Annotated in this window: 20 protein-coding genes; 9 read left to right on the forward strand and 11 right to left on the reverse strand. The window is 61.8% G+C overall.

Annotated elements, in window-relative coordinates; translation table 11 throughout:
- Positions 1-247: 247 nt before the first annotated feature.
- On the forward strand, positions 248-1,063 hold the full coding sequence (locus JO965_RS09180) for a rhomboid family intramembrane serine protease (RefSeq protein ID WP_203443365.1): 816 nt from the start codon (positions 248-250) through the stop codon (positions 1,061-1,063).
- Positions 1,064-1,199: 136 nt separating this feature from the next.
- On the forward strand, positions 1,200-1,631 hold the full coding sequence (locus JO965_RS09185) for a CBS domain-containing protein (RefSeq protein ID WP_203443366.1): 432 nt from the start codon (positions 1,200-1,202) through the stop codon (positions 1,629-1,631).
- Here the strand turns inward: JO965_RS09185 and JO965_RS09190 are convergent, their stop codons facing one another.
- From JO965_RS09190 to folE, 4 genes are all read right to left on the reverse strand, one after another.
- Complete coding sequence (locus JO965_RS09190; protein WP_203443367.1) at positions 1,632-2,642, reverse strand: patatin-like phospholipase family protein; 1,011 nt, start codon at positions 2,640-2,642, stop codon at positions 1,632-1,634.
- Positions 2,643-2,730: 88 nt separating this feature from the next.
- Positions 2,731-3,885: an MFS transporter gene (locus tag JO965_RS09195; protein ID WP_203443368.1), complete on the reverse strand. Its 1,155-nt coding sequence runs from the start codon at positions 3,883-3,885 to the stop codon at positions 2,731-2,733.
- Between the two features lie 83 nt (positions 3,886-3,968).
- A complete protein-coding gene (hisI, locus tag JO965_RS09200; RefSeq protein WP_203443369.1) occupies positions 3,969-4,385 on the reverse strand; it encodes a phosphoribosyl-AMP cyclohydrolase in 417 nt (138 codons plus the stop codon).
- A gap of 8 nt (positions 4,386-4,393) precedes the next feature.
- Positions 4,394-5,026: a GTP cyclohydrolase I FolE gene (folE, locus tag JO965_RS09205; protein WP_203443370.1), complete on the reverse strand. Its 633-nt coding sequence runs from the start codon at positions 5,024-5,026 to the stop codon at positions 4,394-4,396.
- Positions 5,027-5,189: 163 nt separating this feature from the next.
- On the opposite strand from folE, the gene JO965_RS09210 reads away from it, so the two are divergent.
- From JO965_RS09210 to thrS, 3 genes are all read left to right on the forward strand, one after another.
- Entirely contained in the window at positions 5,190-5,642 is a 453-nt protein-coding gene (locus tag JO965_RS09210; protein WP_203444117.1) for an iron-sulfur cluster assembly scaffold protein, read from the forward strand.
- Positions 5,635-5,976: a membrane protein insertion efficiency factor YidD gene (gene yidD, locus JO965_RS09215; protein WP_203443371.1), complete on the forward strand. Its 342-nt coding sequence runs from the start codon at positions 5,635-5,637 to the stop codon at positions 5,974-5,976. Before JO965_RS09210 ends, yidD begins: the two co-directional genes overlap by 8 nt.
- 78 nt (positions 5,977-6,054) lie before the next feature.
- Complete coding sequence (gene thrS, locus JO965_RS09220) at positions 6,055-8,067, forward strand: threonine--tRNA ligase (protein ID WP_203443372.1); 2,013 nt, start codon at positions 6,055-6,057, stop codon at positions 8,065-8,067.
- Positions 8,068-8,161: 94 nt separating this feature from the next.
- On the opposite strand, the gene JO965_RS09225 is transcribed toward thrS, so the two are convergent.
- A complete protein-coding gene (locus JO965_RS09225) occupies positions 8,162-9,262 on the reverse strand; it encodes a BON domain-containing protein (protein ID WP_203443373.1) in 1,101 nt (366 codons plus the stop codon).
- Positions 9,263-9,425: 163 nt separating this feature from the next.
- Between JO965_RS09225 and JO965_RS09230 the strand changes: the two genes are divergently transcribed.
- Positions 9,426-10,754: an IS5 family transposase gene (locus tag JO965_RS09230; RefSeq protein ID WP_203443374.1), complete on the forward strand. Its 1,329-nt coding sequence runs from the start codon at positions 9,426-9,428 to the stop codon at positions 10,752-10,754.
- A 28-nt stretch (positions 10,755-10,782) separates the two neighbouring features.
- Here JO965_RS09230 and JO965_RS09235 read toward each other — a convergent pair whose 3' ends face one another.
- The 3 genes from JO965_RS09235 to JO965_RS09245 all read right to left on the reverse strand — a co-directional run bounded on the left by JO965_RS09235 (position 10,783) and on the right by JO965_RS09245 (position 14,476).
- The gene (locus JO965_RS09235; RefSeq protein ID WP_203443375.1) at positions 10,783-11,025 is read right to left on the reverse strand and encodes a CBS domain-containing protein; all 243 of its coding nucleotides are present in this window, start codon (positions 11,023-11,025) and stop codon (positions 10,783-10,785) included.
- 107 nt (positions 11,026-11,132) lie between these two features.
- On the reverse strand, positions 11,133-12,014 hold the full coding sequence (locus JO965_RS09240; RefSeq protein ID WP_203443376.1) for a hypothetical protein: 882 nt from the start codon (positions 12,012-12,014) through the stop codon (positions 11,133-11,135).
- 17 nt (positions 12,015-12,031) lie between these two features.
- Positions 12,032-14,476: a YfhO family protein gene (locus JO965_RS09245; protein WP_203443377.1), complete on the reverse strand. Its 2,445-nt coding sequence runs from the start codon at positions 14,474-14,476 to the stop codon at positions 12,032-12,034.
- A 293-nt stretch (positions 14,477-14,769) separates the two neighbouring features.
- On the opposite strand from JO965_RS09245, the gene JO965_RS09250 reads away from it, so the two are divergent.
- Together JO965_RS09250 and JO965_RS09255 are read left to right on the forward strand one after the other, a co-directional pair.
- Positions 14,770-15,333, forward strand: a complete 564-nt coding sequence (locus JO965_RS09250) for a nitroreductase (protein ID WP_203443378.1) — start codon at positions 14,770-14,772, stop codon at positions 15,331-15,333.
- Between the two features lie 4 nt (positions 15,334-15,337).
- Positions 15,338-15,946 (forward strand): flavin reductase family protein, encoded by a 609-nt coding sequence (locus JO965_RS09255; protein ID WP_203443379.1) that lies wholly within the window; start codon positions 15,338-15,340, stop codon positions 15,944-15,946.
- A gap of 118 nt (positions 15,947-16,064) precedes the next feature.
- Here the strand turns inward: JO965_RS09255 and JO965_RS49165 are convergent, their stop codons facing one another.
- On the reverse strand, positions 16,065-18,860 hold the full coding sequence (locus JO965_RS49165; RefSeq protein ID WP_203443380.1) for an Ig-like domain-containing protein: 2,796 nt from the start codon (positions 18,858-18,860) through the stop codon (positions 16,065-16,067).
- Positions 18,861-19,142: 282 nt separating this feature from the next.
- Between JO965_RS49165 and JO965_RS09265 the strand changes: the two genes are divergently transcribed.
- Positions 19,143-20,231, forward strand: a complete 1,089-nt coding sequence (locus JO965_RS09265; RefSeq protein WP_203443381.1) for a helix-turn-helix transcriptional regulator — start codon at positions 19,143-19,145, stop codon at positions 20,229-20,231.
- A gap of 3 nt (positions 20,232-20,234) precedes the next feature.
- On the opposite strand, the gene JO965_RS09270 is transcribed toward JO965_RS09265, so the two are convergent.
- Both JO965_RS09270 and JO965_RS09275 read right to left on the reverse strand, forming a co-directional pair.
- Positions 20,235-21,110 carry a CoA ester lyase gene (locus JO965_RS09270; protein WP_203443382.1) on the reverse strand — a complete coding sequence of 292 codons (876 nt, stop codon included), beginning with the start codon at positions 21,108-21,110 and terminating at the stop codon, positions 20,235-20,237.
- A complete protein-coding gene (locus JO965_RS09275; protein ID WP_203443383.1) occupies positions 21,110-21,589 on the reverse strand; it encodes a MaoC family dehydratase in 480 nt (159 codons plus the stop codon). The genes JO965_RS09270 and JO965_RS09275 overlap by 1 nt, the downstream gene beginning before the upstream one ends.
- Positions 21,590-21,619 lie beyond the last annotated feature (30 nt).

Raw genomic sequence — 21,619 nt, forward strand, 5'->3', positions numbered from 1 at the left:
GCATTTTCGGCTCAAGTGGAAAGTAAAAGGTGAGTTAACGCGTCGCGGCTCGACCGGTTCCATTATGGTTAACAAAAACTTCGAGCGTCCGAAAAGAGGGAGGAAAGATTTCCTCTGAGGCAAGCTTGGTTGTTGCTAATCTGTTGGTTTTTCTCGACTGCGGGCCCAGATTGGGGCTAGCTCAGAAATTGAATCGAACGCCGTCGGCACAAGGATTTAAGCCGGCTGCCAGACAAAAAAGTTTTTCATGTCTCCACACGCGCCCCGCCTCCGAGAGCCGATCCTCAACCTGCCGGCTGTGATCACCCTGTGCCTAGCAGTACTGATTGGCATCCACGCCTTCCGGATGCTTCTGTCCGATGAAACGGACTTCACCGTGATCATCGATTGGGCCGTGATTCCGGCACGCTGGTCCGTGGCCTTCGGGGGTGTTCAGGTCGACGAGATCATGAGATCCCTGCGCGAGGGTGTGCCGGAGGATACGGTCACGCCGATGATGGCATTGGCACAATACGTTCTAGCCAATGAGGAAGGGCGGCCCTGGATCGCGCTGTCCTATGCCTTCCTTCATGGCTCCTGGGCCCACGTGCTCATCAACAGCGTCTGGCTTGCCGCTTTCGGCACTCCTATCGTCAGGCGATGCGGCGGTGGACGGTTCTTCATCCTGTTGGCGGCCTCCGCCGTGTGCGGAGCCGTGTTCTATGCCGTCATGAATCCCTTGCAGATCCTGCCGATGATTGGCGCGTCCGGGGCCGTGTCGGGCCTAATGGCAGCAGCCTCCTGGTTCATGTTTGCCCCGGCCTCATGGCATTGGGAAGGGCGCATAACGCAGCCGCACGAGCGGCCCCGCGAGACCCTGGGGCACATGGTGCGCAACCGTCAGGTTCTGATCTTCCTTGGGATCTGGTTTGCCGCAAACTATGTGTTCGCCTTCGTCCAGCCCTTGGGGCTCATGGATGCGAGCATCGCCTGGGAGGCTCATATCGGTGGCTTCCTGGCCGGTCTCGTCATTTTCCCGCTGCTGGACCCACTTCCCGCACGGCCAAGCCGCATCTCGGCTTGAAACCGACACCGTTTGCCCCAATCATCGTAATACTGACGTAGGGTTCTCACCCATTGTCATGGGATAGGTTCCCGACTTCAGTCTTGCGGATACGAGGGCTGACGGTCCTCGCCGTTCGCACAACGGGAGGGAATAAATGATCGTCAATCGAATCCTTTCGCTCAAAGGCCGGGATGTCGCCACCATCGAGCCGGGCCGATCCTTGAGCGAAGCGGCCAGGATTCTCGCAGAACGCAGAATAGGTGCCCTTCTTATCGTCGACGGCCACCGGCCCGTCACCGGCATCATCTCCGAGCGCGACATCGTGCGCGCCGTTGCTACGCAAGGTGCGAAAGCCCTGGACGAGCCTGTCTCCCGTTTCATGACCGAGAAGGTCGTAACCTGCACGGGCGAGACATCCATTAACGACGTGATGGAACTCATGACCCAGCAGAAGTTCCGTCACATCCCGGTCGTCGAGAGCGGACGCCTGACCGGCATCGTCTCCATTGGAGACGTGGTGAAGCTGCGCCTTGAAGAGGTCGAGGCTGAAGCTCAGGCGATCAAGGAATATATCGCGACGGCCTGATTAGCCTGTCTGGGTTTCCTGCAGCAATTCGAGAATATCCGGCAGGGCACGCTCCGTGGCCTGCCGTCCCAGGGCGATGCATTCCAGGGCCCGGTGAAACTCGAACAGGCCCATCTTGGCGAGCTTCGGCGCTACCATGATATCGGGCGGGTCTCCGGCGAGCCGCGAGCGAGCGATGCGGTCCTGGGTAATGTTGAAGGCATCGACCATCACCGTGGCAAGACCAGGCGCATTCGGCTTGCGCGGCTTGTCTCCTCGAGATCCTGGGAAGATACCCCAGCGCCGGGGCGCTTCATCGATGGCGTCCTCGATCTCCTGCTCGTCGCTCGTCCCGGCATCGTAGGATTGGATGACGGTCCCGCGCACGCGCACCTCGCCGTTGAGATTCACGCAGATGACGATATCCGCGCCGAGCGCGCGGGCGGCAGTGATCGGGATCGGGTTGACCAGGGCGCCGTCCATAAGCCAGCGGCCGCCGATCATGACCGGATCGAACACGCCGGGGAGGGCGTAGGAAGCCCGCATGGCCTGGACGAGAGGGCCGCGGGTCAGCCAGATCTCATGCCCGCTCACGAGCTCGGTCGCGATGGTGCAGAACTTGATCGGCAAAGTCTCGACCCTTCGGTCCGTCAGATCCTGATCCAGCAGGCGTTGCAGGCGCCCGCCGCCAATGAGGCCTGCGCCGCTGAAATGGAAATCGAGAAGGCCCATGACCCGCCGTTTGGTCAGGGACAGGGCGAAAGCCTCCAACTCGTCGAGCTTGCCGGCCGCATAGCAGCCGCCGACCACGGCGCCGATAGAGGAGCCGGCAATCACGTCCGGAACGATGCCGGCTTCGGTAAGGACGCGCAGCACGCCGATATGGGACCAGCCGCGCGCTGCGCCGCCGCCCAAGGCCAGGCCGATTCTTGCTTTCGTCCGGATTTCGCGCTCGGCCGGTGACTTGATCTCGACCGCTCCTCCGCCACCCCCTGATCCGGCGCTGCGCCGGGCAATCCCGTCCCACAACATTGATCACTCCAAGGCCTTGCTTCCTATTCATGCCAACCCGCTATGAAAGCCGCATGAATGGTCCCCTCAAGTTTCAAGTAGGACTGGTTCAGGAAAACTGAACAGTGGAGCGCTGCAAAGCCCGCTGCGACAAAATGATGATGACGAAGGTGAAGCCGATAAGGAGGCCCAGCATTACGCGAAGGCTGAAGATTTCTCCGCCGAATCCGATCAACGGGGGGCCGAGCAGCAGGCCGCCATACCCCAAAGTTGCCACCATGGCGACACCCATGCTCGGCGGAAAATCCTTCATCTGGCCTGCTGTGCTGAACAGGACCGGTACCGTGTTGGCAAGACCGATGCCGACCAGGGCGAAGCCGATGGAGGCGGGCAGGGGGTGCGGAACGAGCATGGCGAGCGCGAGACCGAGGGCCGAGAGCAGTGCTCCCAGCTGCAGTGTGCGAACGCGGCCGAGATGTCGGACAACGAAATCGCCCATGAAGCGGCAGATTGTCATGGCGAGGGAGAATGCGGCGAACCCCGTGACGGCAGCCTCCAGGCTCGCGCCGGCCTCGGTCTGGAGATAGATCGCCGTCCAGTCGACCATGGCACCCTCGACGATGAAGCAGAACATGGCGAGCACCGCGAGAAGGATGACGCTCCCCCGTGGCCAGGCAAAGCCATGACCCTCGACGGCCCGCTCTTTTTCGCCGAGCGTCCAGAAGGCCGCCAGCAGGAAGAGGAAACCCATCCCAAGGGAGGAGAGCACGAGCGTCGGCACGATCCCGACATCGAGAGCGATGAGGAGGCCGGACGCTCCGGCTCCTGCCAGACCGCCCAGGCTGAAGAAGGCATGGAAGGAGGACATGATCGCCGAGCCCCAGGCCTTCTCGACCACCGTCGCATTGGTGTTCATGGCGATGTCCATGGTGCCGTTGCAGGCCCCGGCCACGAGGGCGGCTGCGACGAAGAAGCTCAGGTTCGGAGAAAGGCCCGGGAGGATCAGGGTCGTCGCAAAGGAAAAGGCAGCGATCAGCGTCATGGGGCGGCTGCCGACCATCACCACAGCCCAGCCGATGATCGGCATGAGTGCTACTGCGCCGAGGGAGAAGGCCAGGAGACCGAGGCTGAGCTGGCCATCGGACAGGCCGAGCGATTCCTTGAACCGAGGAAGCTGAGCCGCCCAAGTGCCGATGCCGAAGCCGTTGCCGAAGAAGATGGCGCTGGCGGCCGCCCGCGCAGGGAGAAGGTCACGTCGTGTCATCGGGCCTTCCTAACCCGGACAGGCCGAAACTGCACCCGTTTCCTGGACGATGGCAGCCTTGCTTTTTTGCAGGGCTGTGAACCTCAATCGATGACGAGGTGGGGCTTGCCGCCGGAGGTCTCGACCTTCCGGTAGAAGCAGGACCGGCGCCCGGTGTGGCAGCAGCCGCCATCACCTGCGACCTGCACCTTGAGAAGAAGAGCATCCTGGTCGCAATCGACCCGCATCTCCCTGACCGCCTGGATCTGCCCGCTGGTTGCGCCCTTGTGCCAGAGCTCTCCACGCGAGCGGGACCAGTACCAAGCTTCGCCGGTCTCGATCGTCCTGGCCAAAGCTTCTGCATTCATATGGGCGACCATGAGGATTTCGCCGGTCGCGACATCCGTCGTGATGCAGGTGATCAGCCCGTCCGCTCCGAAGCGAGGGGACAGGACCGTTCCCTCCTCAAGTTCGGCCTTGGAGCCAGGCGAGGGGAAAAGAGTGGATGGCGACGGGTTCATAGAAGACCTCAGCCCCGGCTCCGTACAAGGGTCAGGAAGCGCACCTGTTCGGCCGGATCTTCCTTGAAGACGCCGGTGAACTGCGTGGTCAGCGTGAGAGCGCCTGCCTTCTGGATGCCGCGCATGGACATGCACATATGCTCGGCCTCGATCATGACCGCCACGCCGCGCGGCTCAAGCGCCTCGACCATCGCTTTAGCGATCTGGGATGTCATCGACTCCTGCGTCTGCAGGCGGCGGGCATAGGCGTCGACGAGGCGGGCGAGCTTGGACAAACCGACGACGCCCTTCGTGGGATAATAAGCCACATGCGCCACCCCAAAGAAAGGCACCATATGGTGTTCGCAATGGGAGTAGAAGGGAATATCGCGCACGAGCACGATATCGTCATAGCCTTCGACTTCGGCGAAGATCTTGTCGAGGATCTCCGATGGATCCTCGTCGTAACCGGAGTAGAACTCCCTGAAGGCCTTGGCGACGCGCTTGGGCGTGTCCTGCAGACCTTCGCGGGTCGGGTCATCGCCAGCCCAACGGATCAGGGTGCGAACCGCCGCTTCGGCTTCTTCCCGGGAGGGAGACGCAACTGGCTTGTCGGCGGCTGTCGTCAGACGCGTGGACAGGGACTTAACCACATCACTCACGTGGAGCCTCTTTTCTCAACTTTTCTAAACCGAGGAAGCTTGGCAGCCCGGCAGTTTCTATTTTCTTTCCAGACAGTGCCATAATGACCGCTGTCGCAGAACTCTATCACAGTGCTTATATAGGTATATGAGCACATTCCCAACCGTCATGTCACAGGCCGATATGCTGAACGACATCTACAGCCGACGTATCCTTGAGCTGGCCGCCGATATTCCGCATCTGGGACGGCTGGCCGAGCCCGATGCGTCTGCGACGGCCCGGTCCAAGCTCTGCGGCTCGACCGTTACGGTCGATGTGAAGCTCAAAGGCAATGTCGTGACGGCTTTCGCCCATGACGTAAAGGCTTGCGCGTTGGGTCAAGCCTCATCGTCGATCATGGGGCGGAATATAATCGGCGCGACCATAGCGGAGCTTCGCGACATTCGCGATGCGGCAACTCGTCTGCTCAAAGCTGGCGGGGAATCCCCTCAAGGCAAATGGGAAGAGCTTAAGGTGCTGGAACCTTTGCAAGATTACAAGGCCCGTCATGCCTCGATCCTCCTGACATTCGACGCAGTCGTGGATGCGCTTGGCCAAGTCGAGGCACAGCGTCGAGAGCGTGGGATAAATGCCTAACCCTGTCCAGCAGGCGGCCCATTGGGCGATCCGAGGCTATCAGCTGAGCCTGTCCGGCCTGATCGGCCGCCAGTGCCGCCATCTGCCCTCCTGCTCTGAATACACGGATGAGGCGATCCAACGGCATGGTTTTTGGCCTGGGGGGTGGATGGGCTTGGCCCGCATCTGCCGCTGCGGCCCCTTCGGCACTCACGGTATCGATCTGGTGACCGAAACATTGCCCGAGAGCGCGGCCTGGTATAAGCCGTGGGCCTATGGTCGCTGGCGGGGCGTGAACGCGCCGGAGAATGCCACTGCGATCACCTGCGAGGCAGTCGAACCTGACGGCGGCTGATTTCGCCTTCCAATCCAACGAACCGTCGGCCCCCGCTTACCTGCTCCGTTGGCAGGAGTGAGCCAGGAGAAACATTTGATGATTACCCTGACATTCCCCGATGGCGCGCAGCGCCAATATGACTCCGGCATCACCGGCCGGGAGATCGTCGAAGGCATTGCCAAGTCGCTCGCCAAGCGCACCGTCGCCATGGCACTCGACGGCACGGTCGCCGATCTCACCGATCCGATCACCCAGGATGCCAAGATCGAATTTCTGAACCGCGAGGACACGCGCGCGCTGGAGCTGATCCGGCACGATGCCGCGCACGTGCTTGCGGAAGCGGTGCAGGAGCTGTTTCCCGGAACGCAGGTCACCATCGGTCCGGTGATCGAGAACGGCTTCTATTACGACTTCGCCCGCAACGAGCCCTTCACCCCTGAGGACTTCCCCGCCATCGAAGCGAAGATGCGCGAGATCATCGCGCGCGACAAACCCTTCACCAAGGAGGTCTGGAGCCGCGACAAGGCCAAGCAGGTCTTCAAGGAGAAAGGCGAGACCTACAAGATCGAGCTTATCGACGCGATTCCCGAAGGCCAGGATCTGAAGATCTATTTCCAGGGTGATTGGTTCGATCTGTGCCGCGGCCCGCACATGACCTCGACAGGCAAGATCGGCAACGCCTTCAAGCTCATGAAGGTGGCGGGCGCCTATTGGCGCGGCGACTCGAACAACGCCATGCTGACCCGCATCTATGCGACCGCCTGGGCAAACCAGGAAGAGCTCGACACCTACATCCGTCAGCTCGAGGAGGCCGAGAAGCGCGATCACCGCCGCCTCGGCCGCGAGATGGACCTGTTCCACTTCCAGGAAGAAGGGCCGGGCGTCGTCTTCTGGCACCCGAAGGGCTGGACGGTGTTCCAGGAGCTGATCTCCTACATGCGCCGCCGCCTGAAAGGCACCTATCAGGAGGTCAACGCGCCACAGATCCTCGACAAGGCCCTATGGGAGACCTCGGGTCACTGGGGCTGGTATCGCGAGAACATGTTCGCGACCCAGACCGAGGACGATCGCATCTTCGCGATCAAGCCGATGAACTGCCCGGGCCACGTGCAGATCTTCAAGCATGGCCTGAAGTCGTATCGCGACCTGCCGTTGCGTCTTGCGGAGTTCGGCAACGTGCACCGTTACGAGCCGTCGGGCGCACTTCATGGCCTGATGCGCGTGCGCGGCTTCACGCAGGACGATGCTCATATCTTCTGCACAGAAGATCAGCTCGCCGCCGAGTGCCTGAAGATCAACGACCTGATCCTCTCCACTTATGCCGATTTCGGCTTCGATGAGATCGTCGTGAAGCTCTCGACCCGACCTGACAAGCGCGTCGGCACGGACGAGATGTGGGATCATGCGGAAGATGTGATGACCCGAGTGCTCAAGCAGATCGAGGACCAGTCCGGCGGACGCATCAAGACCTCGATCAACCCGGGTGAGGGCGCGTTCTACGGGCCGAAGTTCGAGTACGTGCTGCGCGATGCCATCGGCCGGGACTGGCAATGTGGCACCACGCAGGTAGACTTCAATCTGCCGGAACGTTTCGGCGCGTTCTATGTCGACCATGACGGCCAGAAGAAGACGCCTGTCATGGTGCACCGCGCGATCTGTGGTTCCATGGAGCGCTTCACCGGCATCCTGATCGAGCATTTCGCTGGACACTTCCCACTCTGGCTCGCTCCTGTACAGGCGGTCGTCGCCACCATCACTTCCGAGGGTGACGAATACGCCATGGAAGTGGTGCGCGCCGCTGAAGCCGCGGGTCTTCGCGTCGAAGCGGATCTGCGCAACGAGAAGATCAACTACAAGGTCCGCGAGCACTCGCTCGTGAAGGTGCCGGTGCTTCTCGTGGTCGGCCGCAAGGAGGCCGCCGAACGGACGGTCTCCATCCGCCGACTGGGAAGCCCGAACCAGCAGACCATGACGCTCGACGAGGCCTTGAAGGTTCTCGCCGCAGAGGCCGTGACACCAGATCGCAGACGTGTGGCGAAGGCGGTTTCCGAGCCGGAAGGCCACGTGACGCTCGACGGACATCACGTGGTCGAGCGGACAATCGCTTAAATTCTGTTTGCACGAATGAAGGCGGCGCTTCTCGAGAGAAGCGCCGCCTTTTTCTTTTTACTTAGCTCTTAGGATGAGGGCGCAGTTTAAAATCTCAAGTCGTCTGCCGCTGTCGGCCGGTCGTGCGTCCTCCGGGGGACGTGCCGGCAGTCGTGCCAGCCGTGCCGCTGCCGGGGTTGCTTGTCGCAGCACCAGCGTCGCCTGCTTCCGTTCCGGTAGCATGGGTGCCTTGGTGCTGGCCGACGCGCAGATTGTTCTGCACGTAGCTCACCCCCGACACGGACTCTGCCAAATCCTCAGCGCGCCGCTTCTCGTTGCGGTCGCGAACCGTACCCGTGAGGGTCACCTCCCGGTTCTGGACCTGCACCTCGACTTCTGACGCATCGATCATGGCATCGTCGGTCAGGCGCTCGTTGATGTCTTCCCGGATGCGCTCGTCCGAACGCTGATAGCCCTTCGGTCCGCGGCCCTGATGCTCGCCCCGGCGGACCTCGCCGCGGCTGGCGGTCGCGTCATTGCCGAAGCGGGTATTACCTGGGCCCATGCCGTAATTGCTGTGATCGCGGCGCTCGTTCACGAGGCTCCAGGTGCGCTCGCGATCTTGCATGCGGTGATCATCCTCGTTGCTGTCATCGCCGGGGCGAGCACGTCCACCCGTGATGGTGGAGGCGCCATAGCGCTTTGGACGATAGCCTCTGCCGGCAGAGCCGCGGCCTGCGTATTCGTCGCCGTAGCTCTGATAGCCGTCACCACCGAAGCCGCCGCGCATGCGCGCATTGCGAGCTCTCTCCTCGCCGGGATAGCCGAAGCTACCGAAGGCGGCGCGCACGTTATCCTCGTCACGGAAGCGGAACCTGCCGCGGCCACGATTGCGCGAGCGGTCTTCCCGGCTGTGCCGATCTTCGTGGTAATCGTGTGGACGGTGGCGCCAGTCGTCATCGTCATTCCTCAGTCGTCGATCCAGTTCGCGCCGCTCCTCACCGGTCAGTCGGGCTTGTCCACTGCTCCGGGTCTGATCTGCTCGTGAGGTCGTTGGCGTGCCAGTCCGGTCAGGCTCGGAGGGCGTGGAAATGCGATGCAGCGCACGGGAGGCATCGCCCTCGCTGTCGGTCGCGAGATCGCCGAGCGCGACGATGCCGACCAGATGCTTGTCATGATCGACCACCGGCAAGCGGCGGATCTGATGCTCGCTCATCAACTCGACAATGTGATTGACGTCATCGTCATCGAAGCACCACCATACATTGTCGGCCCTGAATAACCCACAACTTGTTGGGGCAGAAGGATTCTTCGTCGTCACGAAGCATTGTAAAATGCCAGCATCTGGGGATGGACCCGCTTAAACCTGGTGTTTTGCCATGGGACCCAAGCCGACGCTGCCGAGTTCCGGCGATCTCTACCGCAGCCGCCTCGACCAGATCCTCGATCCCCGCCACGCGTTGTTCCGCCTGGCTGCTTTGATCGACTGGCACCGCTTCGATGAGGAGTTCGGCGGCTTCTATCGGCCCCTGGGGCGGCCCGCGAAGCCGACGCGCCTGATGGTCGGGCTGTCCTATCTCCAGCATACCTTCAACCTGTCCGATGAGGCGGTGGTGCAGCGCTGGATCGAGAACCCGTATTACCAATGGTTCTGTGGCTGTGAGTACTTCCAGCATGAGTTGCCCTGCGATCCGAGCTCATTGACGCGCTGGCGCAAACGGCTCGGACCCGACGGACTGGAGACACTGCTGGCTGAGACGATCCAGGCCGGGCTGGAGAGCGGCGCCGTGCGCTCGTCGAGCCTGGAGCGGATCAGCGTCGACACCACCGTGCAGCCCAAGGCGATCACCCATCCGACCGACGCCAAGCTCTATCTCAAGGCGTTGCAGGCTCTGGTGCGACAGGCCAAGCGGCACGGCCTCGCGCTGCGGCAGGCCCACACGCGCCTGGCCAAACGCGTGGCCGTGCAGGTCGGTCGCTATGCCCATGCCCGGCAGATGCGGCGCATGCGCCGCGAACTGAAGCGGCTGAAGACCTATTTGGGCCGGGTCTATCGCGATGTCGCCCGCAAAGTCACAGGCGATGAGGTTCTCTTACGCCGGTTTGCTCCTCTGCTCGGCCTCGTAGAACGTCTTCTGTCCCAGGAGCGCACGAGCAAGAACAAGCTCTACAGCCTGCACGCGCCCGAGGTGGTGTGCATCGCCAAAGGCAAGGCGCATCGGCCGTATGAGTTCGGCAGCAAGGTCGCGCTCGCGGTGACCAACCGCGAAGGGTTCGTGCTCGCCTCCAAGGCGCTGGAGGGCAATCCGTATGACGGCCATACGCTCGGCACGACGATCGATCAGGTCGTGGCCATGACAGGCATCGAGCCGGAGCGGACTTATGTCGACCAGGGCTATCGTGGGCATGACTACGCCAAGACAGATCGGGTGTTCATCACCCGGCAGCGGCGGGGTCTGACGCCGACGATCAAGCGCGAGCTGCGACGCCGGTCCGCGATCGAGCCGACGATCGGGCACATGAAGGCGGACGGGCGGCTGGGACGCAATCACCTGCTCGGCGCAGCCGGCGACGCGATCAATGCCTTGCTCGTGGCCGCCGGGCACAACCTGCGGCTGATCCTGAACTGGCTCAGGCTTTTTGTTGCCTGGATCATTGCAGCTCTGATGGATTCATTTGCGCAACCGGATACTTCTCAAGCCGCCTGAAATCCAGCGCTAGCCCCGTGCCGACGCATTATTCAGGGCCGACTACATTGTCGGACATGATTTCGCGCACGCGGGTCGTGTCGGGCGTGAGGCCCGCAGCCGTCGCCCGGACCGTGATGTCCCGATCGGTTACCATGCCGCGCAGGCGGCGTCCGTCGCAGACGGGCAGCACACCCACATTCATCTCATCCATAAGACGCGCTGCTTCCTGGATCGTCCGATCCGGACTCACCACGCGTACGTTGCGGGTCATGATCTCTGCGATTTTCATGAGCTTCCTCTCCAGCAAGGTCACGCCTTGGGAGTCCAGGCTCATGCGCGGCGCGACCGATCATTGACTGACCGTCAATGCCGCGGGGACTGAAAGGTTCAGCGGTTTTACGGGGTGGCGATGATCTCGATATCCCGGTCGAGCCCGCTCTCGATTTTGAACTCGCGGGTATAAACCTTGCCCTCGTGGCGCGCGATCAGGACGTATTCGCCCTCGGCCAACGTGACCGACGGAAAGGCACCGATGGCCTCGCGGATCACGTCGCCGCCGGGCGTGAGCACGCTGAAGGCCGTGCCGGCGAAGGCCTCACCGCCGGCCGATCCAACCAGCTTGAGGGTTACCGTCGCGGCGCGATGGTTCAGCGTCGCTTCGGTGACACGCCCCGATTCCACCTTCAGATCGCTGCGCATGATGGCGTTGGCATCTCCATAGGTGGAGACCACGTGATAGGTGCCCTCGGGCAAGCGGATCATGTCGTTCGCCTTGGCGTCGGCGATCACGAGCCGTCCTTCGGAGTTCTGTGCTTCCGGCACATAGACGGAGAAGGTGAGGCGGTTTGCGGCAATGGGGCTTCCGCCCACGGCGCCCTTGAGCTGGAGGGCGCCTGCGTTGATGGCAAGCCGCTCGTTGAGGTTGCCCCGCTGCACACTGATGCGTTTCGAGGCGCTCGCGAAGCCATAGGCCACGTGGATGATGTAGTTGCCTGGGGAGAGCGTGAAGCTCGGCATGGGGCTTGTAGAGCGGGCCACGATATTGGGCTGGGATGCGTCTCCGCGATCCTCATAGATCCGCCACACGAGTCCTGAGCGGATCGGCTCGTTGCTCCCTGCGAAGGTCGCCCCGGCATTCAGCGTCACCTGCCCAACCGAGATCGGGGGCAGGCTCTGCGACATCGACGGCACGGCCGGAGACTGGGCCGAGGCAGTGCCGGCTGCGATGAGACCGAGCAGACCAAGAAAGGGGAAGGACTGTTTCACAAATAAGGTCATCGATTGAAAATTGGCTCTCATTGGAGCGGGGAGGCAATGGCCGTCTGAATCGGCTTTTCGTCGCTTTCGATCAGATCGGAGGCGGCCGCAACCAGATTCTCGAGCGACATCGGGCGGAAATGGAACTCGACCCGATGGCGTCCGGGGCCGATCTCGACGCCGCGGAACAGAAGATTGGCGCGAAGGATCGGCCGGCGCTCGCCATCGACCCAGGCCTCCCAGCCCGGGTAATGAATGTCGTGAAGCACCAGCACGCCATTCTCGCTGTTCTCGACATCGAGCGTGACCGAGTTTCTCTGATAGCTCACGATCCGCGCTTCTCCCTTGGCCTTGTCGCGGACTGAGCCCGCGGGCGCATAGGAGGCCCTGAGCAGGGACATGCTCTCATCGTCAATGAGAGCTTCCGTCTCGCGGTTGAATTCCGGCAGTTCTTCCAGACCCAGCACTGCCTCAGAATCCACCGGCGTCACATGATGGGCTACATAGGCACGCGGAACGGAGGTGTTCAGGCGGTAGATCCACATCCGACCGGTTCCGTAGACGACCTCGGCGCCGGTCAGGCGCGGGAAATGGCGCGGCAGCTTCTCTGCCGGACGGTCGAGCACGATGTAGTCGAGCCCGAGCAGGCTTGCGAGTTCGCACTTGTAGCCCCGGAAACTCGTCGGGAACCGACGCAGGTTGGGATCTTCCGCGTTCTCGCCTGGTCCAATGGCGCGCTCGTAATCGGCCAGACGCAAGGGATTGTAGCCGATGATATCCTCGATCCCGAGGACCATGGACGCATTCTGCCAGGCGCCCTTCAGGCCCAGGATCTCGACACGAGGATATTCGCCTCTCGCGTTACGCTCGGCCAGCTCCCGCTTGAGGATCTGCAGGCCCTGCAACTGCTCGGGCGGCAGTTTGGTGAAGACCGTGTAGCGCTCGGCGGGCTCTGCATTCAGTGCTGAAGCCGCGTGGCGGCCGATGAGTTCGGCACCGGTCAGCGTGACCAGCATGAGGGCCATGGCTTCGCGCCAGCGCGAGGTGCCGCTCATCCTGGTGATCGCCGCGATGGCCAAGGCTGCGGCAGCGAGGCCCACGCCGATCTCGATGAGGGCGGGCGAGACATGTCCTCCCTTGATGGCGAAGGCGAGAGCGCTGGCGGTGGCCGCGGTCAGGAGACCCAGGGCCAGGAGCGGAAGGGCGGCCCAGAACGGCCCAAGCGAGGCCCGGTTCCATTTCGGCAATCCGTCCGTCGCATAGCGATGGACGAGATAGCCTGCAGCAAAGGCAAGGGCGATGTTGATGACAAAGGTCGCGTCGGCCGGCCGGCGGTAAAGATTCACGCCCGGTAAGTGGTCGAAAATGATCTCGAAGCCGGGTGTATAGCGCCCGAGGGCGTAGAATAGGGCGACCAAGCCGACGACGAGGAAAAACCGGAACTCTCGGGCGAACAGGCGTCCACCCGCCACACCGTGCCAGAGGAGGAGAAGAGCCGGGATTGTGCCGATGAACAGGTAGTTGGTGGCCCTGTCCGTCCAGGTTCCCTCGGACAGGCTGTGCCAGTCCGGTCCCCAGTAATCGTAGGTCCAGCGCAGGGAGCCGAAGACGTTCCCGAACAGAATCGTCGCCAAGCTCTCCGGCGGCAGGGAGCCCATGGCCGCCACCCCGAAACCGAAGGAGGGGCGCGTCGATGTGGCGAGGAACTGCATCGTCAGCACGATCGGCACGGCGAGAAGCGCGCCACCGACAAGCCCCATGAAGACCAGGAGCCCGAGGCGGGACTTGAGATAAGCGAAGGACCGGGGCGCCGCCCAGATCCGCTGCACGGCCAGGGCAATGAGTGTCAGGGCGCAGAGGAAGGCGACCTGATCGCGCCCGATGACCATCATGGCGGCGCTGACGGCAAAGAGCAGGCCATAAAGATACGAGCGGCGGTCCAGGGCTTCTTCCAGGAGCCAGAGGGCGAGCGGGAAGAAGCCATAGCTGAAGATCATGCCGGTGTGCTGGAGCCGGGCCGTAGCGGAGCCGCCGAGCATGAAGATGAGAGCAGCCACCACGGCTCCCGCCGGATGCCATCCCCTCCGCCGGAACAGGGGTACGAAGGCCAGGGCTCCGGGCAGGAAATGGGCAAAGACGACCACGTCGAAGAGCTGCATCGACGGTTCGGGGACGAGCCATCCGAACAGCAGCATGGTGGGCGTGAACAGAAGGGACTGGGGATCGGCCGCCGAGGGGTGCCCGCCGAAATGGTAGGGGTTCCACAGGGGGAGCTCACCATGGGCGAGGGCGCTGCCCAGGTAGCGCAGGGTCGGATAGAACTGATTCTTGGAGTCCCAGGGAACGACGGTTCCGGTCAGCGGCCAGATGGAGGCCGCCAGCGCCCAAGCTACAAGGATGAGACCAAAGGCGATCAGCGTCTGGCGCTCAGGCCAGGCGGTCAGGGACGGTGGACTATCCAGTCCGGAAATCGATGTCTGCATTGCTCTCAAGCGGCATCGCGCCACCTTGCCTCTCCCCATGGGACCACCCTTCGGCCTGCCTGCGCATACCGCTGGGGCCGCCATGGGTTGAAACCTGCTTGGCGTCTGACCGCACTCCCCCTATACATCCGCTGCTGTTTCTGTTGTGGCAGCGGCCCGTCTTTTGAGATGCCCGCGCTCCCTCAAGCGCAGTAAGACGGCGAGACGATGGCAAGCCGGAGCTTGCCTCTTCCACCGCCTTCATGAGCATCCACCTTCATTGTTTCACATTATTCAAGCCGGATGAAGATCCCATGAATGATAGCCTCTCTCGCCTCCTGCAGCGCCGTTCCGTCCCTCCGCGCTGGCTGGGGGCCCCGGGGCCGAGCGAGCAGGAGGTCGAAATCCTCCTGAAGGTCGCCTCCCGGGTGCCGGACCATGGAAAGCTCGTTCCTTGGCGCTTCATCCTCATCCAAGGGGAGTCACGCCAGCGCTTTGGGGATGTTTTGGCGACGACTTTCCAGGCGGACAACCCCGGCGCCAGCGGCGAGCAGGTGGCCGCCGAGCGGGAGCGCTTTGCGCAGGCACCGCTCGTCATCGCAGTGGTGTCCCGTGTGGTCCCTCATGTGAAGATCCCGGACTGGGAACAGGTTCTCTCCGCGGGCGCCGTCTGTATGAACCTGCTCAACGGCGCGACGGCTCTCGGCTACGGCGCCTCATGGCTCTCGGGCTGGGCCGCTTTCGACCGGCGGGTGTTGGATGCTCTGGGACTGAAGCCCGACGAGCGGATTGCGGGCTATGTCCATATCGGCACGATCAAGGAGACCCCGGCAGACCGCGACCGACCCAGCCTCGACGACATTGTGACGCGGTTCTAAGCTGATGTTCTACGAAACCTCGACCAACGCCCACGGCCTTCCGCACGATCCGTTCAAGGCTATCGTCACGCCCCGGCCTATCGGCTGGATCACCTCCATGAGTGCGAAAGGGGAAGTGAACCTCTCGCCCTATTCGTTCTTCAATGCCGTATCCGAGCGCCCGCCCATGGTGGCGTTCTCCTCGGCCGGAAAGAAGGATGCGCTTACTTTCATCGAGGAGACAGGTGAGTTCGTCTGCAATCTCGCGACATACGATTTGCGCGAGCAGATGAACCTGACTTCCGCTGTTCTGCCGCGGGGTGAGAGCGAGATGGAGCATGCAGGCTTGAAAGCCGCGCCCTCCCGACTCGTGAAGCCGCCGCGTGTGGCCGATGCTCTCGCGGCGCTCGAATGCAAATGGCTGCAGACCGTGCCGCTCAATCCCTTAGGGGGAGGCGATCCGTCCTACTATCTCGTGATCGGGCAGGTGGTCGGTATCCATATCGATGACCGCTACATCGTGAACGGCCTTGTCGACACGGCAGCCATGCGCCCCATCGCCCGCTCGGGATATCGCGACTACTTCGTGGCGACGCCCGAGACCAAGTTCTCAATCACGCGTCCTGGCGGCTGAGACGCTTCGCTGACCGTCAGGACGACAAGCTTCTCGTCGCATCCATAAGAAAGCGGCCTGCGAGGATCCTCGCAGGCCGCTACCGCTCATTGGATCTCAATAAACCATTGAGACCATCTTAGATGACGAAGAAGTCCTTGTAGGTCATCTTCAGGTTCTTCGAGAGCTGAGCGAACTCAACCGCCTTGCTCTTGCCCGAACCGTCGGCATCGTAGGACAGCACGCCAGTCTTGTTGTTGTAGATCAAGTAGTCGTTCTTGTCCTTGGCCTTGTCGCCGATGGTGAAGAACGACTTGCTGAGCTGCTTCGGCTTGGCCTCCGTGCCCGATCCCAACTTCTTGAAGATGGCGTTGTCGAGATAGAGACTGTCATCTTTGACCGAGAAGTCCTTGATCGCGTCGAAGTTGACCTTGCGGTCGGTGCTCGACGTACCAAGCTTCGAGTCAAAGACGAACGTGTCCTTGCCCTTGCCGCCGGTCAGCGTGTCGTTGCCGAGGCCGCCCGAAAGCTTGTCGTTGCCGAGGCCGCCATTGAACACGTCCTTGCCGGTGCCGCCGGCGAGAACATCCGTGCCAGTCGTACCGGTGATTTTCTCGCCGGCGACGTCCGTAAGGTCGATGGTGAGAGTCTCTTCATAGGTCTTGTTATCCGAGTCCGTTACCTGAACCCGGACCGTGTGGAAGGCCGCCTGCTCGTAATCGAGCCTGAGGCCATCGGCGACCACGAGCGACGTGACACCGTCCTTCGTCTCGAGCTTAAAGCGTCCGCCCGCATCGTCGAGCAGGGCGAATTTCATCGCACCGCCTTCCAGATCGGTAGCCGTGAGCTGACCCACCGGCGTTCCCGCGATTGAGTTCTCCGAGACCTTGCTGTTCGACAGGGTGATATCGGCCGGCGCATCGTTCACCGCGTTGATCGTGACCGTGACCGTCTGATCGATCGAGTGCTCGCCGTCCGAGATCACGATGGTGAAGGTGTCGGTGCCGTTCACATCCTTGGCCGGCGTATAGGTGAACTTGCCGCCGGCGAAAGTGACCTTGCCCTTCTGGGGTTCTGCTCCGCTCTTGACCGAATAGGTGAGTGTATCGCCATTCGGATCGGTCGCGCCGATGTCCTGGACGATCACGGTGTCCTCGTCAGTCGTCACATTCTGGGTAGCGCCGGCTACTGGCGAGTCGAGTTCGACATCGGCAGCCCTGAGGGCAGTGATGAGGGCGCCCACGCCGGAGAAGTGCTCTGCGTCCAGGATGGTCTCGGCAAGCCCAGCCATATAGGTGGCATCGTCGAAATGCGACACGATCTCGGCCAGAACGAGCGTATAATCTTCGTGAGACAGTTCCTCCGCACGCTCCCGTGCGTCAGGGTCCGTAGAAGCCGACCACTTTTCGATCAGTTCCTGGCGATGATCATGGAGTTTGCCGATGTGTTCCTTCAGGACGGCAACCATGTTCTCCTCAGTGGCCGCATTGATCGCATTGAGAGCAGCGAACTTGGTATGCTCGACCTCAATCTGATACCGCACCTCAACGATGACGGTATCAAGCGAGGTGAAATCGCCAAATAGGGTCTTGATCTCAAGGACACCCAAGCCGATTGCCTGCTCGCGGCCCTGATTGTCTGGCAGATCATCGAGCTGACTGAGATGCGCTTCATCGAGGAGAACGGAGGCGTTGTCCTTGATGGCCGCCAGAGCCTCTTGCCACGAATCGGCCTCGTTGAACGCGGTCACCACTGCATCGATAGCTCCATCGGCCTCGGCAAGCGCCGGGATGATCTTGCTGTCGCCGAAGAACTGACCGCCCTCCAGGGCGTTCCGTACTGACAGCATGCGCGCGCCGAGCTGCGCCATGTAGGCATTGTCGTTGAGGTGAGTCACGATCTCTGCCAAGACCGTGGTGTAGGCCGATTGTTGAAGGACTCCGGCGAGTTCGATGGCATCCGGGTCTTCGCTGGCCAACAGATCAGCGATCAGATCCTGCCGGTGGGTATTGACGAGTTGGATGGTGGCCTTGATGGCTGCAGTCATTTCCGCCTCTGTCGCAGCGGCATCGAGCGCGGTGATGAACTCGAACTTGGCGTGTTCTGTATCGATTTGATACTCGAGAGCTTCCTTGAGGTCCGCGATGGACTGGAAATTGCCGAACAGAGCCTTGGTCTGATTCAGACCCAAGCCGATGGCTTGCTCACGGCCCTGGCCATCGGGAAGGTCATCGAGCTTGTCGAGATGAACCTCATCGAGCAGGAGTATCTCGTAAGCATTGATCGCGGCCAGCGCTTCCTGCCACGTATCCGCCTCGTTGAAAGCGGCCAGAATGTCCGCATTGACAGCCAGATCCGCCGCCTTGAGCGCGGGGATGAGAGTGCCGGTGCCGAAGATGGGATCGGCCTCCGGATCGTCACGAACGATCACCAACTTCGCCGCCAGGAGGTCGAGATAGGCTCCGCCGCCGGCGCGCGAGGCGATTTCCTTCAGAACGAGAGTGTATTCCTCGGCCTCGAGCGCCGCCACCCGCGCCTGCACGGCCTCAATCTCGCTGGCGGACCACTCCTCGATGAGATTCTGGCGGTGCTCGTTCAGGATTGGGACGAGGTTGAGAGCGTCCCTCATCTCACCGACCCCGTTCGCAGTCCTGACCCCCTCGATGACCTCGAACTTGGCGTATTCCACGTCGATCTGCTTCTGCACGGCCGACCTGATCTCGTCGACGGTGGTGAAGTCGCCAAACAGGGTCTTGATCTCGGTCACACCGAGGCCGATGGCTTGTTCGCGACCAGCGTCATCCGGGAGCTGATTGAGCTTGGCGCGATGAGTATCCTCGAGCAGAAGCGATGCATATTCTTCATTCTTAATTGCCGCTAATGCCTGCTGCCACGTCGTGGCAGCATTGAACGCATCGATAAGCATCTGAGACATAGATATCCCCCAACGCCCACCTTCGCGGCGGGCCTGTTTTGAGCCGCTCCGGCCGTTAGAGAGGTCGGAATGGCTCGGTGAGTTTTCATTTGCCCTGCCGCTTCCAACCACGCGGGGAGAGGGCGATTTGTGGTGTTATATCGGATAAAACCATACAGCCTCGGGCTGTACACTACCCATTTAGGTAGTTTATAACGTTTAAGTTCCTATTGGTTAGGTCGCTTTCCAATGGTTGCCTTTCGGCAACAGTGGCGATCCTCGAAGTCCCGAGCGTAAGAAGAGATGCCTGCGACCGATGCGTTTTATGAGGCCGCGATTGTTCCGGAGTTGTGGGGACGGGCGCTCGATCTGGCGAGTGCCGCCTGGGGCGCGGATGGAGGCATTCTCTTGTCCTATGCGAATTCCCTGGGAGGCCTGATCCATTCCGATGCCCTTGAGGAATTCTGCACCCGGTTCTTTGACGAGGACTGGGAGGCGCGCGATGTGCGTACCCAGCGCGGCATCCCACTGGCCCGTAAAGGGAAAGAGATCGTCACCGATGCCGATCTGGTCACGGCAGACGAGCTGAGAAAGCTGCCCCTTTATTCCGAGTTTCTCCCTTCAGTCGGCTTTGGCTGGTTTGCTGGGACGATCCTGATGGAGTCAGGAGGCGCGAATATTGCCCTTTCCCTTCATCGTCGGGCGAAGCGGGAGCCCTTTTCGAAAGACGATCTCTCCCTGTTGCGGCACGACCTGCCTCATGTGCGCAGGGCAGCGCGTCTGGCCTCGAAAGCACGCCTGTCATACGCGGAAGGGCTCGTCGATGGCCTCGAGCGCTTCACCTGTGGGGCCATCCTGATCGACTGGCTAGGGCGCGTTATTCGCCTCAACGGACGAGCCGAGGCATATCTTGGCGAGCACCTGCAAATCGTCTCGTCGCGCCTGCGCTCACCGGAGCGCGAGGCGAATAAGGCGCTGCAGGACCTGATCACCGCCTGCACCCGTTCCATGATCGGCGAGCAGGATGACGGGCCGAACTCCGCACTCCTCCATAGGGCCAACGGTCTGCCGTTCCTCCTGCATTCCTATCCGGTCGCCCGGGCGGCGTGCGATATCTTTCAAGGGGCACGAGCCATCCTGCTGATCACCGATCCGACAGAGGATCGGACCCTGGCACTGACGACCGTGCGGGAAATCTTTCAACTGACGCCCGCCGAGTTGCGGGTGGCTTCGGCGCTTCTCAAGGGGTTGGATACGCAGCAGATCGCAAACGAAAATGAGGTCGGGACTCAGACCGTCCGGTATCACCTTAAATCGATCTTCGCGAAGACAGGCACGAACCATCAGGCCCAGCTCGTAAGCCTGCTATCCCGTTTCTCCGAACGAAGCTGACCTTTACGGGAACCGGCCGGCTCGCCTCAGGAGCCGCTCGGCGCGGAGCAGATGCGGGCGATCGAGCATCTCGCCGTTGACGCCGACGACGCCTGCGCCCGGATTGGCCTTGAACGCCTCAATCACGGCCTGTGCCCCCTCGACAGCTTCAGGGGACAGAGTGAAGGCCCCGTTGATCACCGGGACCTGAGCCGGATGGATCGCCATCTTGGCGACGAAGCCATCGCGCCGCGCTGTCCGGCATTCGGTTTCGAGACCGGCCATGTCGCGGAAATTGGTGAAGACGGAATCGACCGCGTCGACCCCGGCAGCTGCAGCGCCCAGGAGGGTAAGGGAACGGGCGAGCCTATAGGGATCCGTATAGGCCCCATCCTCGCTGCGATTGGCCTCGGCCCCGAGATCGGCGGACAGATCCTCGCCACCCCAGGTAAGGCCCATCAGACGGTGGCTTGCGCCGGGGAAGGTGCCGAGCGCGAACACGCCGGCGGCGTTCTCCGTAGCAATGGCGAGGATGCGGGTCGCACCGTCCTCCAGGCCGAATTCGGCTTCGCGCACCGCCAGCTTGGCGCCGAGATGCGCCACGTCGGCACCGCCGACCGTCTTGGGCAGCACGATGCCGTCGGGAGCGGATTGCATCACGCCGTCGAGATCCGCATCGATGAGGCCTGTCGTCAGCCCGTTGACACGCACGAACAGGCGAGGGCGTTCAGCTTCCTTGCTGTGCTCGGCGAGAAAGGCGGCGGTGGTGCGTCGGGCTTCCTCCTTGGCATCGAGGGAAACCGAATCCTCCAGATCGATGAGGAGCACGTCGGCTCCTGAATTCATGCCTTTCTCGAGCTTCTTTGGGCTGTCGCCCGGGACGAATAGGAGCGAACGCATCAGGCGCTCCTCTTGCGCATGAAGGCCTGTCGGCGGCATTCGGCCACGAGCGTGCCGTCCTGCTTGTAGGCGCGATGGATGAAGTCGACGATACCAGCATCGGGACGCGACTTCGACTCGCGCTTGGCAACGATCTCCGTCGTTGCGTTGACTGTATCGCCTTCGAACAGGGGCGCTGGAAACTTTACATCTGTCATGCCGAGATTAGCGATGGTCGTGCCCACCGTCGTATCGTTGACCGAGATGCCGATCATCAGGCCGAGTGTGAACAGGGAATTCATGAGCGGCTTGCCCCATTCCGTCTCGGTGGCGCAAAAATGCGCGTCGATATGGAGCGGCTGCGGGTTCAACGTCATGTTGGAAAACAGCATGTTGTCCATCTGCGTCACCGTCCGCGTGAGACGGTGCTTGATGGTAGTGCCGACAACGAAATCCTCGAAATAGAGGCCGCCTCTCGGGTGCCTGTTGTCATCGTTCATGACGTTTACCTCATCGTTTTGACCGGCATG

Origin of the sequence: Microvirga sp. VF16 (genome assembly GCF_016864375.1) — a bacterium.
Lineage (GTDB): Bacteria > Pseudomonadota > Alphaproteobacteria > Rhizobiales > Beijerinckiaceae > Microvirga.

Coding starts and splice junctions, on each gene's coding strand:
- JO965_RS09245 (WP_203443377.1), bottom strand. CDS start 14,476: ATGCAGACATCGATTTCCGGACTGGATAGTCCACCGTCCCTGACCGCC.
- JO965_RS09230 (WP_203443374.1), top strand. CDS start 9,426: ATGGGACCCAAGCCGACGCTGCCGAGTTCCGGCGATCTCTACCGCAGC.
- JO965_RS09255 (WP_203443379.1), top strand. CDS start 15,338: ATGTTCTACGAAACCTCGACCAACGCCCACGGCCTTCCGCACGATCCG.
- JO965_RS09195 (WP_203443368.1), bottom strand. CDS start 3,885: ATGACACGACGTGACCTTCTCCCTGCGCGGGCGGCCGCCAGCGCCATC.
- JO965_RS09275 (WP_203443383.1), bottom strand. CDS start 21,589: ATGAACGATGACAACAGGCACCCGAGAGGCGGCCTCTATTTCGAGGAT.
- hisI (WP_203443369.1), bottom strand. CDS start 4,385: ATGAACCCGTCGCCATCCACTCTTTTCCCCTCGCCTGGCTCCAAGGCC.
- JO965_RS09235 (WP_203443375.1), bottom strand. CDS start 11,025: ATGAAAATCGCAGAGATCATGACCCGCAACGTACGCGTGGTGAGTCCG.
- JO965_RS09190 (WP_203443367.1), bottom strand. CDS start 2,642: ATGTTGTGGGACGGGATTGCCCGGCGCAGCGCCGGATCAGGGGGTGGC.
- yidD (WP_203443371.1), top strand. CDS start 5,635: ATGCCTAACCCTGTCCAGCAGGCGGCCCATTGGGCGATCCGAGGCTAT.
- JO965_RS09210 (WP_203444117.1), top strand. CDS start 5,190: ATGCTGAACGACATCTACAGCCGACGTATCCTTGAGCTGGCCGCCGAT.
- JO965_RS09185 (WP_203443366.1), top strand. CDS start 1,200: ATGATCGTCAATCGAATCCTTTCGCTCAAAGGCCGGGATGTCGCCACC.
- JO965_RS09240 (WP_203443376.1), bottom strand. CDS start 12,014: ATGACCTTATTTGTGAAACAGTCCTTCCCCTTTCTTGGTCTGCTCGGT.
- JO965_RS09270 (WP_203443382.1), bottom strand. CDS start 21,110: ATGCGTTCGCTCCTATTCGTCCCGGGCGACAGCCCAAAGAAGCTCGAG.
- JO965_RS09265 (WP_203443381.1), top strand. CDS start 19,143: ATGCCTGCGACCGATGCGTTTTATGAGGCCGCGATTGTTCCGGAGTTG.
- thrS (WP_203443372.1), top strand. CDS start 6,055: ATGATTACCCTGACATTCCCCGATGGCGCGCAGCGCCAATATGACTCC.
- JO965_RS09250 (WP_203443378.1), top strand. CDS start 14,770: ATGAATGATAGCCTCTCTCGCCTCCTGCAGCGCCGTTCCGTCCCTCCG.
- JO965_RS09225 (WP_203443373.1), bottom strand. CDS start 9,262: ATGAGCGAGCATCAGATCCGCCGCTTGCCGGTGGTCGATCATGACAAG.
- JO965_RS09180 (WP_203443365.1), top strand. CDS start 248: ATGTCTCCACACGCGCCCCGCCTCCGAGAGCCGATCCTCAACCTGCCG.
- JO965_RS49165 (WP_203443380.1), bottom strand. CDS start 18,860: ATGTCTCAGATGCTTATCGATGCGTTCAATGCTGCCACGACGTGGCAG.